This window comes from Nocardioides kribbensis, assembly GCF_015070375.1.
Classification (GTDB): domain Bacteria; phylum Actinomycetota; class Actinomycetes; order Propionibacteriales; family Nocardioidaceae; genus Nocardioides; species Nocardioides kribbensis.
On sequence record NZ_JADCLL010000005.1, the window covers coordinates 173316 to 188768 of the forward strand.

Here is a 15453-nt window from a genome sequence, read left to right on the forward strand (position 1 = left end):
GCAGGCCTTCGGCTCGCTCACTGACGCGGTACCGGGCCCTAGTGGAGGTCCGAACCAGGGTCGGGCGAGAGCGGAAAGGCGGCGATATGACCCACCTACGAAACCCGCGGGGTTCGGCAGGCGCCCAAGGTTACTGAGTACATCGCTGACCAGGCGCTCGATGCATCCAAGCCGTACGTCTACATGGCCCATCTGCTCGAGGCATAGCATCGGCGGGCGCCGCTTCCCCAGCCGACGTCCGCCGATGCACTGCTAGATCAGCCCTGCTCCCTCAGGGTGCCCTTCGGGTTGCGGGCGGCCTGGGCGGGCGTGACGAACTGCCCGTTGCCAGCGTTCCGGTAGTGCGTCCCGGAACTGCGGTTGGCGCCGGTCTCACGGACCGACGTCTTGGGATGACGAGCCGCGGCGGCGTTGCTGATGTATCGCCCGGAGATCGAGCTGCGGTTAGCCACTAGGTCCTCCTTAGGACCTCGTGCAGGAACTCATCGAGTAGTCTTCTCGCTGCTACCCGTGATGGCTCTTCGACTGGCTCCTGCTGGTTGGAGAGCCACACATTTTGTGGGGCTCTATCAGTTGGTCGTTCTGACCGCCTGACATCTCTGTGTAAGTGCCGAAGTGCCGGTTACCCCCCGGATTTCTTCGGACTTTTTGTCGCGTACCGGCCACTCGCCGCGTTGGCCACAATGCGCCGAGACACGTCGTCGGACACCGTCCGCCTCGCCGCCTTGGCTGAGCGCGTGCCGAGCGAGCTCCGCTCGACCTGCGCCTTGATGTTCTTGCTTGTCACCCCAACTCCTTCCGCGGAAGACTCTCGCGCGCACGCGCGAGCATCCGCTCCACCGCCTTGGTAGAAACCCCCAGAACACGTGCAATGTCGGGCTGCGTGTAGCCCTCTGCCGTCATGACCATGGCCCTACGAACCCGCCGGTCGGTGATCTCAGCCATGGCCTGCGAGGAAACGATCGCCGCGATGACTCGCCGGTCGACCGGCGACGTGTGCTCGGTGTAGAAGTCCATCTCCAACACGTCGTCGGTGTAGCCGTGCAGCCAGTCGGAGTCCAGGTCGTCCAAGAAGTCTCGGTAGATGTTCGGAAACTGGAAGACGCACTGACCGATGAAGAAAGTGCGGAGCGAGGCACCCTTGGTCGGGTCCCACCGGCGCTTCATCAGCACCTTCTCCCGGAAATAGTTGAGGGCCATGGCCACTGTGTAGTTGGCCAGGCCCTCGATCTCCTGCTGGGTGAAGTCCCGCTCCAGGACTCGCAGCCCGAAGCCCTTCTGCTTGCATCGCTCGAACATGATCTTCTTGGCGATCCAGCTCTTCAGCACGGCGTAGCCGTACTTGGCGAGCTCGTTGGCGAAGTAGTCGTAGAGGTCCCCCTCGTACTTCGCCAACGCCAGCGCCGTCACAAGGTCGACGTCGCCCTGGAGCCGGTCGACGCTGTCAGCCAGGTCCTGGTGGTCAGACTCAACCAGCCATGCCTCGGGCACCTGGTCCCTCGGATGACGTTGTAGTGGCTCGCCGAAGCGTCCGGGCTCCCCCCGGCTCGCGCTCCGACTTCGCAGCCATGCGTCTCTCCTCATCGGGCAACGGCAGCTCGCAAGCTCCCTGTCGTTCCCCTCTTAAGTGCAGCCCCGGCCGTTTCCCCCCGGACTTTCTCGATCTTTTTCGATAGGTCTATGACCTGCACTCTCAGTGTGGCGCCCGCCTCCGACACTCCGCTAACGGCCGTCGCTTGTCGTCTCCGACGAGGGAGCGGGGCTAGTCAGAGGTGACGTCACCTCAGCGGATGCTTAGACGACCGGCCTACGAGCGACGCCGACCGCATGGTTGGAACATGAATGCCGTGCGGCCGTTCCTGGTCTCGTAGCGCTCAGGCACCCGAGGACACGCCCGCTCATGTGCCATGTGAGTGCGCTTCGACTCGCGCCGACTGGCGGCGGAGTGACGCACCGTCGTGACCCGTGCAAGTTGATTCGGTTGTTGTACTCGCAGACCCAGAACCTAACGGCCTTCCGCGGAGATCCACTCCTTGTGGGCGCGCTCAGTCACTGTGCTTTTGGGACAACTCCTCAGCGAAGTCTGCCGCGCTCATCCACCTCACTTGGTGGCGTTCGCAGGCTTCGCGGACCGCGATGTCGTCGCTGACCACTGTGTAGACCTCACCAACGAGGAGCTGACTGCGCTGCTTGGCAGCGTCTAGGGCGCATGCGACGAGAAGCGGGTCGGCCGCGCCTTCGCCCGCGTACAGGTCGATGAGTTCGAAGCCGTCAGTCGGGACCTGGTTCATCACCACTTTGAGGTGCCGAAGAACCGTCGGGGTGGGCCTGTACTCGAGAGGCGACAGGTCGTACCTGGTCGCGTATTGGCCAGCTTCGTGGATTACCTCGGAAGGCAGCCGCACCACTCTTCGGAACTCATTGGACGTTCGCATGGCTGGGGGGAAACGGAAGAGGGCGTTGTTGTCTACGAGGTAGAGCGGGATGTCGCCGATCATGTGGCAGCCACCAGATCACGTATCTCGGAGGCTGACAGGTGATTCAGGCAAACGCTGCGCCGGAACTCACCAACGTCAATCCGACCCGAGCCAAGTTGGCTGAGCATGCGGGAGAAGTACTCCGGGCCGCAGTACCTCCTGACGGCGTTGATCGCTTTGGCTTGGCCGGCAAGTGGCTTCTTCTCGCGTTCGCGCCACGCCTGAGCCAAGTCGTCGAGCCAGGCGTCGGCGGTTTCGCGGTCGATGAGACCCAGCCTCCAGGCGCGCATCACGAACGCAGATGGTGTGACCTTGTACGCGTCGGCGTACGTGCGGGCCGCCGCCAGGTCAGGCACCGACAGTCGTTTGACCTCGCCGCGGGGCATGAGAACTTCGCCGGCGACCTCGTACTCGCGCTTCATGTCGCCGTCGCCGGTCTTGTCTTCGAACGTGACGGGCGTAAAGGTGCCGTAGGCGATGAGGGTCGCAAGGAGCACCATCGTGAAGATCTTCCGCCCTGCGGGTTCGAAGTCGCCTTCATCGCCCGACGCCAGGAACAGGTACGGAATCTTGATGTCCTTGACCGTGAGCCCGGAGAACTTGACGCCTGGCGGGACCCTCTGAAGCATGTAGCCGGGCTGGTTGCGCGAAACGAATACCTGCTGAGCCTCGAAGCGTTCGATGAGGTAGTCGAACGCGCGCTCTTTCTTGCCGTGGGCATGCAGTTCAGCAAGTGTGAACCCCAGGGCGGCGCGGAGGATGTTGGCGTCTTCCACCACTGAGCGCTTGGACTTGGCCGGCTTGCCGAGGCAGCTGACGACCTTATTTCTCTCCAGGCCAGGGTCGAGTCGTTTGAGGTGTTGCTGCTTGCGGAGTAGGTCTTTGACGATGAGCTCAACGTCAGCCAACTGCACCTCGTGCCGGGAGTTCATCGAGAACGCCTGCTTGGAGGTACCCCTAAGCAATAGCGCAATCTTCCGCTTCACCTGAGCGCGGATGTACTCGAGCGGGGCGAAGAACAGCGTCCAAGGGATGTCGGCGGCGCGGGCGTGGTGCACTAGGTCAGCCCAGTTGATGTGGCCATCCTCGCCGGCGTGGCGGATGTCGGCGTAGGCGCGACGGTGTGAGTTGCCGAAGAGCAGTTCGAACCCGGTTCGGGAGATGGGGACGGCTTCGCCGTTGAGCATCACAAGCAACTCGTCGCTCGTATCGGGGTGGGTCACGCTAGCGCCTAATCGGAGTCGGAAAGTCCACCGATTCCGGCCGATAGGTCTCGAGCCTTTGGTGGCGCCGTCTTCGGCGATTCTATGTAATCACCGAATAGGGACACCCGCGACCGGTTCCGAGCAGGAGGCGTCCCTAGAGCCGGCCAGCCCCGTTGCGCCCTACGCTCCGCTCTCCACCCGGGGTCGCCGCCGGAACGTCCGGATGTGGCGGACAGACGCGGTCCTGGGCGCATGTGGAGTTGGAATGTCGGTGGCCTGCGAGATCGTCATCCCATGAACGAATGGTTGGAGCCCATCAGCGCTGCTGGAACCCTCGTGGCAATCGGAACCTCGCTGTTCCTCCTCGCTCAGGGCCAGCGCGATCGCCGCGAAGCAGCGAATGATCGAAGGCGCGAGCAAGCGTCGCGCGTGACGTGTTGGGCGGAATGGAAGTCAGATTTGGACGGCGCGACCTTCGCTCAGCCCTCTTGTCCATCGATCCGTGTCAGGAACGCGTCGGATGCTGCCGTGTATGAGGTCTTCGTCGACTTCGTCAGCCCCGCCGACGGGAACACGATTCGGGCTGACATTGGTGCGGTCGGACCGGGTGCCACTGCGGAGTGGATCTATGTCGAGCCGTTTAGCGCCGATGACTGGGTCCCCGACGCTCTTCTCCCGAAGGTCTACTTCCGAGATGCAGGTGGTCAGACATGGAAGCGCACAGCTCGCGGGATGCTCGTTGTGGATCCCGGGCCGGGGTCCGACGGTCCCGTGAGGCAGCTTCCCCGACAGGGATAGGCGGTGGAAGGACGCATCCGCGAAACCTCGCATCGCGGGATGGCTTAGCCGTTCGCCGACTCTTGGATTCGTGCGGATCGGGTCACCAGAGCAAAGGGGGGCTCGTGCTCAGGCTAAGACCGCTCAAAGGCCACGACCCATACTCCGATCGAAGCTCGACTCTAAGTATGAGTGCATGAACCGGGCAGAGCGATGCCGTCGACTACCGCTACGACTACAGGTCGTCTGGTCACTATCGCTGACTTCGTATTGCCGGTGTCCACTACGGCCCAAGTCCGACCCAGCGGTCCAGACAGGCGGGTCCGAGGACTAGTCGGCAGGTAGTTGACATTTGACCCGCGTCCTGTGAAGGGCCGTTGGAGGGATGCTTGCCGTGATGAGAGCTTACTTCCGGGGGTTCCGTAGGCATAGAGTGGCCGCATGTCCAAAGGCGATGATTCAAATGATCTTCAGGTCTTCACCGAGGAAATGTATGAATCCGAGGATGTTCAGCGCATAGTCGATTTTCTTGTTCTAGTGAAGAAGGGATCGCCATGGCGTATTGCGACTGAACGCTTAATCCGCCTACATGGCAACAGTAGACGGGGAAAGAATGTCACTCAGTCCCTCAATGACCTCTTTAAGAGTCATGGATTGGTATGCACGCCGGCTATCGAAATTGCGGACTACTACGGCGAGGTCGTCATCTCAGACTTTCGAGACCAGTTGCCGATAGCCGATACGGCAGCATCGTTGCCATTGTCTGCCTTTCCAAGCGAGATTGGGCATCTCGTATCTTGCGGCCCCGAAATGCGGGTTTCGAAGATTCGCGCCATTATGATAAGTCGCGACATCTCGCAGATTCCTGTTCTTTCGTCGGACAAGAAGTCGCTTTACGGCGTCGTGACTTGGCGTAGTCTCGCGCAATCACGTGTAGATCTTTCGGTCGCAGTGGCATCGGATGCGATGGAGAGTGCGGGACATGTCGCCTCCTCAAGCGACGACTTCCTAGACCTCGTGGACACCTTGATCGCACAGGAGTATCTCCTCTATAAGGTCCCCGATGGCCGCATCGACGGCATCGTGACGGCAAGTGACCTTGCTCGCGCTTTCGATCAAGCCGCCAGCATCTACATCAAGCTTCAAGAAATTGAGAGCAGGTTGCGGATTCTGCTGGACCGCTCCCCACTGCCTTTGCTCCAAGGTCATCTCGTCAAGAATCGACAAGAGAAGAAAGGATTCCGTGGCGCGACGGACATGATGTTCGGCGAGTATCTGAGCGCTCTTAAGCAACCGGAGATCTGGGATGCGACCGGAATTGGATTGGATCATGAATTCTGCCTAAAGCTGTTTGACAGGGTCCGCGATGACAGGAACAAGGCAATGCACTTTGCAATCACCGACGACTCGATCTCGGACGAGGATGGATATGAATCCGTGACCCAGGCGCTCCGAATACTACGAGCTGTTCCCCTGGGCGAGCGTTCTTGACATCTAGGTTTCCCAATCGCACGTTGAATCGCTGACTGACGGCAGGACGCAGGTCTACAAGCGCGCGGCTCGTTGGTTACCATGTTCGCTGGCGTTATGAGCACTCAGCCTCCGGATGGCTGTCACCAGCGGACCCTCCCTATGCCATCGCTTTTGCGAGGTGCAGTGGTGGAAGGCGGGGGCCGCAGACCGAGTCGGACTCGGCCGAGAGTTGCGTGTTGATTAAGGTCTGCAGCAGCTCGCGCAGTAGATCAGGAGAGGCCGAGACAACTGTTCCTCGAGCAGGGAGCCGGATCGATACTGGAGCTGACGGTCACTGTGGACGGTCCTTTCGGAGAGTGCCGCGAGAGGTTCACTCGAAGGATCACCCTGTGGCCGTCGCCTGCATCCGCAGTGACACGCTCCAGCGATCCATAGACCACGCTGCCGGACGTCACTACCGGTGGCATGGCGGGGACGCTCAGCAGTTGGAACAGGTGCCTCATGGTGGAGGCGTCCAGATCACTACGCAGATGGGACGCCACCATCCAAGGGTCTATCTTGCGTGCGTCATGCGGCGGTTCCCAGCAAGGCGTCGCGGCGAAGGCCGACGACGACGTTGAAGATGCTGGGAGGGTCAAGAAGGCCTAGCCCATTCTGGAATGCTCCGGACCTTCCTGCAGCAGGCACGTGCCGGCCGAAGGTCGATGCTCGTTGATCGCATGCGACAAGATGGGCCGGTCAATCGCGACTCTCGCCTTCTGAAGTTCGTTCGCGATACACCGCCGCGACAGCTGCTCGGGAGGAGTCGTCACGCTCGGGCCAAAGGTGGCCGTAGGTATCGAGTGTGGTCTTGGCGGACGCGTGCCGTAGCCGTGCCTGGACGACCTTGACGTCGAGCCCAGATGCGATGAGCAGCGAGGCGAAGTAGTGGCGCAGGTCGTGGAACCGGAAGTCGTCGGGCAGACCCGCCGCCCTGCGGCAGGCCCGCACCCCGCGTTCGATCGTCCACGGTCCGGCGGGGTTTCCCCACTGATCGCTGGCCAGGAATCGCCCGTCACCGCACTGGATCGCTTCGGCAAGGAGGCGCGCCATCTCCTTGGGGATCGGGATTGGTGTCCGGCTCATGTCGGACTTGAGCGGCTCGTCGAGCCACTGACGCGCAGGCGAAACTACCCCCGTCGCGAAGTCGACGTCCTCGACACGAATCGCTGCCGCCTCGGCCAGCCGTAACCCTGCGTGGGCTCCGAGCAGGATCGCCCGACGCACACCTTCGGGTACAGCGTCGTAGAGCGCCCACACCTGTCGCGTCGTTGCGACGTACGGCCGCTGCTTCCCCATCCCTGGCGACGTCCGACGCGAGCACGGGTTGCGCACAACGAGCCCGTCGTGGACGGCGTCGGTGAAGAGCTGCGAGAGGCGAGCGTGGAGCGCGTAGGTGTAGGAGTCGGCACGACCTTCGTCCTTGAGGACTGCTGTCCAGGTGCGTACGTCGGACGGCTTCACCGCCGAGAGCGGCACAGACCCGAAGTGCGCCTTGATGATTTTGATGTGAGCAACGGCTTGCCGCACGGTCGACTTGCGCCGGGTGCCGTAGCCGGCAAGCCACTTGTCGCACCACTCCCCCACGGTCAGCTTGGCGTCCTTGGGTGTGACGTGGTCACCGCGCAGCAGAGCGGAGAGCTGCTTCTCAATCCACTTCTGCGCGTCAACCTTCCGGTCGAACGCGCGCGTGTGTTCGCGGCCGGCGTCGTCGACGTACCTGGCGCGCCAGCGAGTCACCGTGCCCGCGACGGCCGACGGCACCTCGATGGTGATCCCGTCCTCGTCCTTGATCCGCTTGCGCCAGCGATCCTCGACGGCTCCGCGTTGGGAGCGTCGTTGCCGAGGCGTAATCCTAGGCTGCTTGCTCATCTGTCCGCCCTAGCACTCGTCGCCACCCGGCGGTGTCGGCGATCCCCGTGCCTGTGGATCGATCAGGCCACTCCGCGGCCTGTGGACTCGCGTTGCTCGTCGAGCCAGTCGAGGACGTCCTGGCGCCAGTAGCGCAGCCGCCTTCCGATGATGAAGCCGCGCGGCCCCGTGCCCAGCACTCGCCAGTAGCGCAGCGAGGCCACTGGCATCCGGAGCAGCTCGGCGACCTCCTCGATCGTGAGCAGTTCGTCGCGGAGGGTCGAGTCGCGGTGGAGGTACTCGGTCATGGTCGGCTCCTGCCTGTCGGGGTTGGTCCTACCCCTAAAGGCCCAGAACGTCGGCCGAGTGGCCAGCGACGTGAGGGTCTGTCGGTCGGCTGTGGGACGCTGCTTGGCTGCCTCGGACGGTCCGGACAGCAGGAGGTCCTCGATGTCCAAGCCTGAACCCCGCGCTCTCACTAGAGTGACGCCTGTGATCACTGGTGAGCTGAGGAGCAAGATCGACCGTGTCTGGGACGCCTTCTGGTCTGGCGGCATCAGCAACCCGCTGGAGGTCATCGAGCAGATCACCTACCTGCTGTTCATCCGCCGCCTGGACGACATCCAGACACTCGCCGAGAAGAAGTCCCGCGTCACCAAGACCGATGTCGAGAGCCCGGTGTTCCTGCCCGGCCAGGCACACCTGCGGTGGGGCCAGTTCAAGAACACCTCGCCCGAGGTCATGCACAAGACCATCGCCGACGAGGTGTTCCCGTTCCTGCGGAGCCTCGGTGACGGCACCACCTATAGCGAGCACATGAAGGACGCCCGCTTCACCATCCCGACTCCGGCGCTGCTGTCGAAGGTCGTCGACATGCTCGACGACATCCCGATGGCTGACCGCGACACCAACGGCGACCTGTACGAGTACCTGCTCTCCAAGATCGCCTCAGCCGGCGTAAACGGCCAGTTCCGCACGCCGCGCCACATCATCGATCTGATGGTCAAGATGACCGCCCCGCAGCCGTCCGACGAGATCTGCGACCCGGCCTGCGGCACCGGCGGCTTCCTCGTTGCTGCGAGCGAGTACGTCCGCGGCACCCACACCGAAGCCCTGCTCGACTCATTGCAGCGCAAGCACTTCCACCGGTCGATGTTCCACGGCTACGACTTCGACTCCACCATGCTGCGCATCGGCAGCATGAACATGCTGCTGCACGGCATCGAGTCCCCCGACATCCGCTACCGCGACTCCCTCTCCGAGGGGGCGGCCGGCGACGCAGACAAGTACACGCTCATCCTCGCCAATCCGCCGTTCGCCGGGTCGCTCGATTACGAGTCCACTGCCAAGGACCTCCAGCGCATCGTCAAGACCAAGAAGACCGAACTGCTCTTCCTCGCGCTGTTCCTGAAGCTCCTGAAGCCCGGCGGCAGGGCCGCCGTCATCGTGCCCGATGGCGTGCTCTTCGGCTCGTCCAAAGCGCACAAGGACTTTCGCACGATCCTCGTGGAGGACCAGAAACTCGACGCAGTTGTGAAGCTGCCCTCAGGTGTCTTCCGCCCGTACGCCGGTGTCTCGACCGCCATCTTGTTCTTCACCAAGACCAATTCGGGCGGGACGGACGACGTCTGGTTCTACGACGTCCGGGCCGACGGCTTCTCCCTCGATGACAAGCGCAGCCCGGTCGAGACCAACGACCTACCCGACGTGCTCACCCGTTGGCAGAACCTCGTCGACGAGAAGAACCGAGCCCGCACTGAGCAGTCTTTCCTGGTCCCCAAGGCCGACATCGTCTCCCAGGGCTACGACCTATCGCTCAACCGGTACAAGGAGATCGTTCACGACGACATCGAGCACCGCGCCCCGCTGGAGATCATCGCCGACATTGAGACCCTCGAAGACGAGATCGCCAAAGGCCTCGCCGAGCTGAAGGCGATGCTCTCGTGAAGACCGTGGAGCTTGGAGCACTGGTCGCTCCCGCTCAGGTGCAGCGCGCGAGGAACACCGATTACCCGGTGCTGTCGATGACCATGCACGACGGCCTGGTCGCGCAGACCGACCGGTTCAAAAAGCGCATCGCTAGCTTAGACACGTCCGACTACAAGGTCGTGAGGCGCGGTCAGCTCGTCGTCGGCTTCCCGATCAATGAAGGAGTTCTCGACTTCCAACTTCATCACGACGCCGCTCTCGTGAGCCCCGCCTACGGAGTCTGGAACCTGCGAGATGAATCGCTCGCAGACCGTGCGTACCTGAAGCGATTCCTCAAGTCACCACGGGCGATTGAGTACTACGTCGGCAAGATGAAGGGGAGTACGGCCCGACGTCGGTCGCTGCCGCCCGCCGAGTTCAACGCGATGCCGATCCCGCTGCCACCCCTCACCGAGCAGCGCCGCATCGCCGCGATCCTCGACCACGCCGACGCACTACGCACCACGCGTCGCCAAGTCCTCACCAAACTGGATGCGCTCACCCAATCGATTTTCCACGACATGTTCAGCCGGACCGCTCAGCTCGACAGTGCTCCACTGAAGGACCTAATCAAGTGGAAGAGCGGGAAGTTCTTGCCGGCGAAGGAACAACATGGCGGCGTGTACCCGGTTTACGGAGGAAATGGCGTCAACGGCTGGCACGACGAGTACACGTATGAAGAGCCTCGCCTCGTCGTGGGTCGGGTCGGCGCGTATTGCGGGGCCGTTCACATCACGCAACCCCACGCTTGGGTCACGGATAACGCTTTGATCGCAACCCTGCTACGGGATGACCTCACGCTCGGCTACCTACTTCCTGCGCTCACCCTCGCGAATCTGAATCAATATGCGGGCGTCTCGGGGCAGCCTTCGATCAGCGCAGGCAAGATCGGCGGCGTCCGACTGCCAGTGCCCGCGGTCGATCTTCAGCACGAGTTCGCCGGACGCGTGCAGCGGATCGATTCGCAGCGCGGAGCGGTCCAGCGCGCCAACACGGCCGCCGACGCGCTCTTCGCCTCTTTCCAGTCATGTGCCTTCCGAGGGGAGCTGTGACCCATGCCTGTTGAGATGAGGATGTGGCGTATCGACGACGACAAGCCGCGACCGCTGTCCACCTCGGTCCTCCCGGCCGAGAAGGATCTGCACGAGTTCCTCGCACAGGACCCGTCGCTACTCGGCGATCGGCTCTTGGTCATCGGGAGCGAAGCGCTGACGCCGTACGGCAAGAGACTCGACCTGCTGGCGATCGACGCTGACGGCAACCTGCACCTGCTGGAACTCAAGCGCGACAAGACTCCTCGCGAGGTGGTCGCCCAGGTGCTCGACTACGGCTCTTGGGTCTCGACCCTGTCGCGGGATGACGTTATCGACATCGCCAGTGGGCATCTCGACGAGCGGTTCGAGGTCGCGTTCGAGCGCGTCTTCGGTAGTCCGCCGCCTGATGAGTTGAACGGCGAACTGCACCTCACAATTGTCGCGAGCGAGCTGGACGCCGGCTCGGAGCGGATCGTCACCTATCTGCGTGGCTTTGGCGTGCCCGTGAATGCGGTCTTCTTCTCGTACTTGGAGGACGAGGGTCGGCGCTACCTCGCGCGGAGTTGGCTGGTCGACGATCAGGTGATCCCGGCTGCACCCGGTTCGAAGAAGGGCAAGCGCGCCCAGTGGAACGGTCAGGACTGGTACGTCAACTTCGGCACCCACGGCCGCGACTGGCAAGACGCACTGGAGCTCGGATTCGTCTCAGCCGGCGGCTCGCCGCGGTCGTCAGGGACGCTGCGCACCATCCCCGTAGGCGACCGTGTCAACGTCTACGTGCCGGGGAGTGGCTATGTCGGGGTCGGGGTAACTCTCGCCGAGGCCAAGCGTTTCGATGCCGCACTCGTCCAGCAGGGCGGCGCGTGGACACCCCTGGCTCAGCAGGAGCTGCGCGGCAACTATCAGCACGGCGAACCGGGCCAGACGGAGGCGGACGACATCTCCGAGTGGGTGCTAGCGGTCAAATGGCTGGCTGCCGTTCCCCTGACCGGGGCCTACAACGAGCCAGGCCTGTTCTACAACCCCAACACCTCGTGCAAGCTCCGTCAGGAGTTCACGCTGGAACGTCTCGCCGACCACTTCGGTCTCGACAAAGACGGGGAGTGACTCACCGGTATGGGTAACTTCGACTTCGTCCGTCAGACGGTGCCGTCACTGCATGACGACTGCGCCAGGGCTGAGTCGTACCTGTCGTCGGATCCGCGCTCGGCGTGTTTCTACAGCCGCCGCGTGGTCGAGGAGCTCGTCGGCTACCTCTACGACGTCCTCTCCCTGCCCATCCCCTACCGCGACGACCTCGCCGCGAAAATCAACGACGCCGCCTTCAAGGCCAAGGTGCCGCAGGGCATCACGCAGAAGCTGACCGCGATCCGTCGCATCGCCAACACCGCCGTCCACGAGAACCGGCAGATCCGGCCTGACGTGTCGCTCGCGGTGCTGCGCGAACTGTTCCACGTCGTCGTGTGGACTTCGTACCACCACTCGCCACAGCCGAGCGTGGTGCCGCTGCAAGCGCAGTTCGACCCGGCCCTCGCTGCGAAGGCCGCTCCCCTCTCTCGCGAGGAGGTCGCTCGCCTCGCGGCTCGGTTCAAGGAGCAGGACGAAGCACACGCGCGCGCATTGGCCGAGAAGGACGAGCGGCTCACCGCACATGAGGCCGAGATCGCCGTTCTGAAGGCGCAAATCGCAGCAGCCCAGGCAGCGGCGGCGCCGGACACCCGCGACTACGACGAGGCAGCCGCACGCGACTTGTTCATCGACGTCCTGCTGCACGAAGCCGGGTGGGCCCTGGATCAGGAGCGCGACCGCGAGTACCCCGTCACCGGCATGCCCAACGCAGAGGGCAAGGGCTTCGTCGACTACGTCCTGTGGGGTGCCGATGGTCTGCCACTCGCGGTGGTCGAGGCCAAGCGCACCGCCAAGTCGCCGGAGGTGGGTCAACAACAAGCCAAGCTGTACGCCGACTGCTTAGAGAAGCAGTTCGGCCGCCGCCCGGTGATCTTCTACACCAACGGCTACGAGCACCGGATCTGGGACGACGCCGGCGGCTACCCGCCGCGCGAGACGCAAGGCTTCTACACCCGTGACGAGCTGGAGCTGCTGATCCAGCGCCGCCAGACCAACCTCGCATTGTCGTCTGCGCAGGCGAACACCGACATCGCCGGTCGGCCGTACCAGGTGCGGGCCATCAAGGCCGTGGGCGATGCGTTCGACCGCAAGCAGCGCGAGGCCCTCCTCGTCATGGCAACCGGCTCGGGCAAGACCCGCACCACGATCGCGCTCGTCGATCTGTTGCAGAAGGCGAACTGGGTCAAGCGGGTGCTCTTCCTCGCCGACAGAACCGCCCTGGTCAACCAGGCCGCGAATGCGTTCAAGCAACACCTGCCTGGCTCGACGACGGTCAACCTCGTGACCGAGAAGGCGGTCGAAGGACGCGTCTACGTCTCGACGTACCCAACGATGATGAACCTCATCAACGAGATCGACGACGGCACTCGCCGCTTCGGGCCGGGCTACTTTGACCTCATCGTGATCGACGAGGCCCACCGCTCCGTTTACGCCAAGTACGGCGCGATCTTCGATTACTTCGACTCACTTCTCATAGGCCTCACCGCGACACCCAAGGACGAGGTCGACCACAACACCTACCGCTTGTTCCACCTCGAAGACGGCATACCCACTGACAACTACTCCCTCGACGAAGCAGTCGAAGCGGGCTACCTCGTGCCGCCGAAGGGCATCAGCGTCGGCACCCAGTTCCTGCGCTCCGGCATCAAGTACGACGAGCTCACCGAAGAAGAGAAGGACGAGTGGGACGTCCTCGACTGGGGCGAAGACGGGCCCCCCGACGAGGTCGGGGCCGAAGAGCTCAACCGGTTCCTGTTCAACGAAGACACCGTCGACAAGGTCCTCGAAACCCTGATGATGCAGGGCTACAAGGTCACCAGCGGCGATCGGCTGGGCAAGACGATCATCTTCGCCAAGAGCCAGAAGCATGCCGAGTTCATCGAGAAGCGGTTCAACCTCGCCTACCCCGAGCTCGCCGGGCGCTTCGCCCGCGTCATCACCCACGGCACGCCGTACGCCCAGTCGCTGATCGACGACTTCTCGATCAAGGACAAGGCGCCGCACATCGCCATCAGCATCGACATGCTCGACACCGGCATCGACGTGCCCGAGGTCGTCAACCTCGTCTTCTTCAAGATGGTCCGCTCGAAGAGCAAGTTCTGGCAGATGATCGGCCGCGGCACCCGGCTCTGCCCCGACCTGTTCGCGCCCGGCGAGGACAAGAACGACTTCCTCGTCTTCGACTTCTGCGGCAACCTCGACTACTTCAGCCAGGACCTCCCCGGCTCACAGGGCCAGATCCAGAAGTCGCTCTCCCAGCGGCTGTTCGAGGCCCGGCTCGGCCTGGTGACGGCGCTCAGCGAGGACGAACCCGACCTGCGGGCCTCGACCGCTGCGACCCTTCACGAGGTCGTCGCCGGCATGAACCTCGACAACTTCGTTGTGCGGCCGCACCGTAGGGCAGTCGAGAAGTTCGGCGCCGCCGACGCCTGGCAGGCACTGAAGCCGGAGGACTCCGAAGACCTGCTCGGGCTCGCCGGATTGCCGTCCTCGGTCCGCGACGACGACGAGGACGCCAAGCGCTTCGACCTGCTCATCCTGCGCCGCCAGCTCGCCCAGCTCGACGGGGACGCTGTCCTGGCCGAACGCTTGCGTGAAACGGCGCAGCGGATCGCTGGCGCGCTGCTCGGGAAGACGACCATCCCCAGCGTCGCCGAGCAGGCCGTCCTGCTGGAGTCGGTCGCTGGCGACGGGTGGTGGATCGACGTCACCCTCCCCATGCTCGAACTCGCCCGCCTACGCCTCCGCGGACTCGTCAGGTTCATCGAGAAGACTCCACGCAATCCGATCTACACCGACTTCGAGGACACCATCGGCGAAGGAGTCGAGGTCGTGCTTCCCGGCGTCACGCCCGGCACGAACTTCGAACGCTTCCGCGCCAAGGCCGAGGCGTATCTCCGCGAGCACCTCGAAAACCTCGCCCTCCAGCGGCTTCGGCGCAACAAGCAGCTCACGTCCGACGACTTGAGCGAGTTGGAGCAGATGCTCGTCGCCTCCGGCGGCCAGCAGGTCGACATCGCCTGGGCCACCGAGCAGGGCGGCGGTCTTGGCATCTTCGTCCGCAACCTCATCGGCCTGGACCGCTCCGCCGCCATCGAGGCCTTCGAGAGGTACCTCGACGGCACCAGGTTCTCCGCCGACCAGGTCCGTTTCGTCAACCTCATCGTCGACGAGCTCACCAAAAACGGCGTCATGGAGCCGGCCCGCCTCTTCGAGTCGCCCTACACCGACCGCGCCCCCACCGGACCCGACTACTTCTTCCCCGACGCCGACGTCGAGGTCATCGTCGACACTCTCCAACACATCAAGCAGACCGCTCTTCCCGAAGAGGTGGCGTGATCAAGCGCCGCCGACACGTGCCTCCTACCCATCCAGGTCGCGGCACCGCTGGAGCGCTGAGATGAGTTCCCGCAAGATGCGACTGAGGCTGCGGGCGATGGAGTCTCGCCGCTACTGGCGCCTGCTTTCACGGAGCCAGAAGCTTGGAAATCGCCTCAGTTC

The 15453-nt window shown here is 63.4% G+C and carries 11 protein-coding genes; 5 read left to right on the top strand and 6 right to left on the bottom strand.

Translation table 11 applies throughout. The annotated features are described in order from the left end of the window. Positions 1-257 precede the first annotated feature (257 nt). The 4 genes from IR170_RS12080 to IR170_RS12095 form a co-directional block, all read right to left on the bottom strand. A complete protein-coding gene (locus tag IR170_RS12080) occupies positions 258-452 on the bottom strand; it encodes a hypothetical protein (protein ID WP_193664370.1) in 195 nt (64 codons plus the stop codon). A 331-nt stretch (positions 453-783) separates the two neighbouring features. Next, positions 784-1491: a sigma factor-like helix-turn-helix DNA-binding protein gene (locus IR170_RS20350; protein ID WP_193664371.1), complete on the bottom strand. Its 708-nt coding sequence runs from the start codon at positions 1489-1491 to the stop codon at positions 784-786. A gap of 554 nt (positions 1492-2045) precedes the next feature. Then, complete coding sequence (locus tag IR170_RS12090) at positions 2046-2498, bottom strand: hypothetical protein (protein WP_193664374.1); 453 nt, start codon at positions 2496-2498, stop codon at positions 2046-2048. Next, positions 2495-3700, bottom strand: a complete 1206-nt coding sequence (locus IR170_RS12095; protein WP_193664375.1) for a hypothetical protein — start codon at positions 3698-3700, stop codon at positions 2495-2497. The genes IR170_RS12090 and IR170_RS12095 overlap by 4 nt, the downstream gene beginning before the upstream one ends. Positions 3701-4900: 1200 nt before the next feature. Here IR170_RS12095 and IR170_RS12100 point away from each other — a divergent pair. Then, on the top strand, positions 4901-5950 hold the full coding sequence (locus IR170_RS12100) for a CBS domain-containing protein (protein WP_193664377.1): 1050 nt from the start codon (positions 4901-4903) through the stop codon (positions 5948-5950). 720 nt (positions 5951-6670) lie between these two features. Here IR170_RS12100 and IR170_RS12105 read toward each other — a convergent pair. Further along, positions 6671-7843, bottom strand: coding sequence for a tyrosine-type recombinase/integrase (locus IR170_RS12105; RefSeq protein WP_193664379.1), 1173 nt, complete (start codon positions 7841-7843; stop codon positions 6671-6673). 62 nt (positions 7844-7905) lie between these two features. Further along, positions 7906-8130 (bottom strand): helix-turn-helix transcriptional regulator, encoded by a 225-nt coding sequence (locus IR170_RS12110; protein WP_193664381.1) that lies wholly within the window; start codon positions 8128-8130, stop codon positions 7906-7908. Between the two features lie 184 nt (positions 8131-8314). On the opposite strand from IR170_RS12110, the gene IR170_RS12115 reads away from it, so the two are divergent. The 4 genes from IR170_RS12115 to IR170_RS12130 are packed head-to-tail and all read left to right on the top strand — an operon-like array spanning position 8315 to position 15291. Beyond that, entirely contained in the window at positions 8315-9769 is a 1455-nt protein-coding gene (locus IR170_RS12115; protein ID WP_193664383.1) for a type I restriction-modification system subunit M, read from the top strand. Next, on the top strand, positions 9766-10842 hold the full coding sequence (locus IR170_RS12120) for a restriction endonuclease subunit S (RefSeq protein ID WP_193664384.1): 1077 nt from the start codon (positions 9766-9768) through the stop codon (positions 10840-10842). The genes IR170_RS12115 and IR170_RS12120 overlap by 4 nt, the downstream gene beginning before the upstream one ends. Before the next feature lie 21 nt (positions 10843-10863). Further along, positions 10864-11931, top strand: a complete 1068-nt coding sequence (locus IR170_RS12125) for a PDDEXK family nuclease (RefSeq protein WP_227489140.1) — start codon at positions 10864-10866, stop codon at positions 11929-11931. A 9-nt stretch (positions 11932-11940) separates the two neighbouring features. After that, positions 11941-15291, top strand: a complete 3351-nt coding sequence (locus IR170_RS12130; protein WP_193664388.1) for a DEAD/DEAH box helicase family protein — start codon at positions 11941-11943, stop codon at positions 15289-15291. Positions 15292-15453 lie beyond the last annotated feature (162 nt).

Coding starts and splice junctions, on each gene's coding strand:
- IR170_RS12090 (WP_193664374.1), bottom strand. CDS start 2,498: ATGATCGGCGACATCCCGCTCTACCTCGTAGACAACAACGCCCTCTTC.
- IR170_RS12105 (WP_193664379.1), bottom strand. CDS start 7,843: ATGAGCAAGCAGCCTAGGATTACGCCTCGGCAACGACGCTCCCAACGC.
- IR170_RS12125 (WP_227489140.1), top strand. CDS start 10,864: ATGTGGCGTATCGACGACGACAAGCCGCGACCGCTGTCCACCTCGGTC.
- IR170_RS12130 (WP_193664388.1), top strand. CDS start 11,941: ATGGGTAACTTCGACTTCGTCCGTCAGACGGTGCCGTCACTGCATGAC.
- IR170_RS12110 (WP_193664381.1), bottom strand. CDS start 8,130: ATGACCGAGTACCTCCACCGCGACTCGACCCTCCGCGACGAACTGCTC.
- IR170_RS12100 (WP_193664377.1), top strand. CDS start 4,901: ATGTCCAAAGGCGATGATTCAAATGATCTTCAGGTCTTCACCGAGGAA.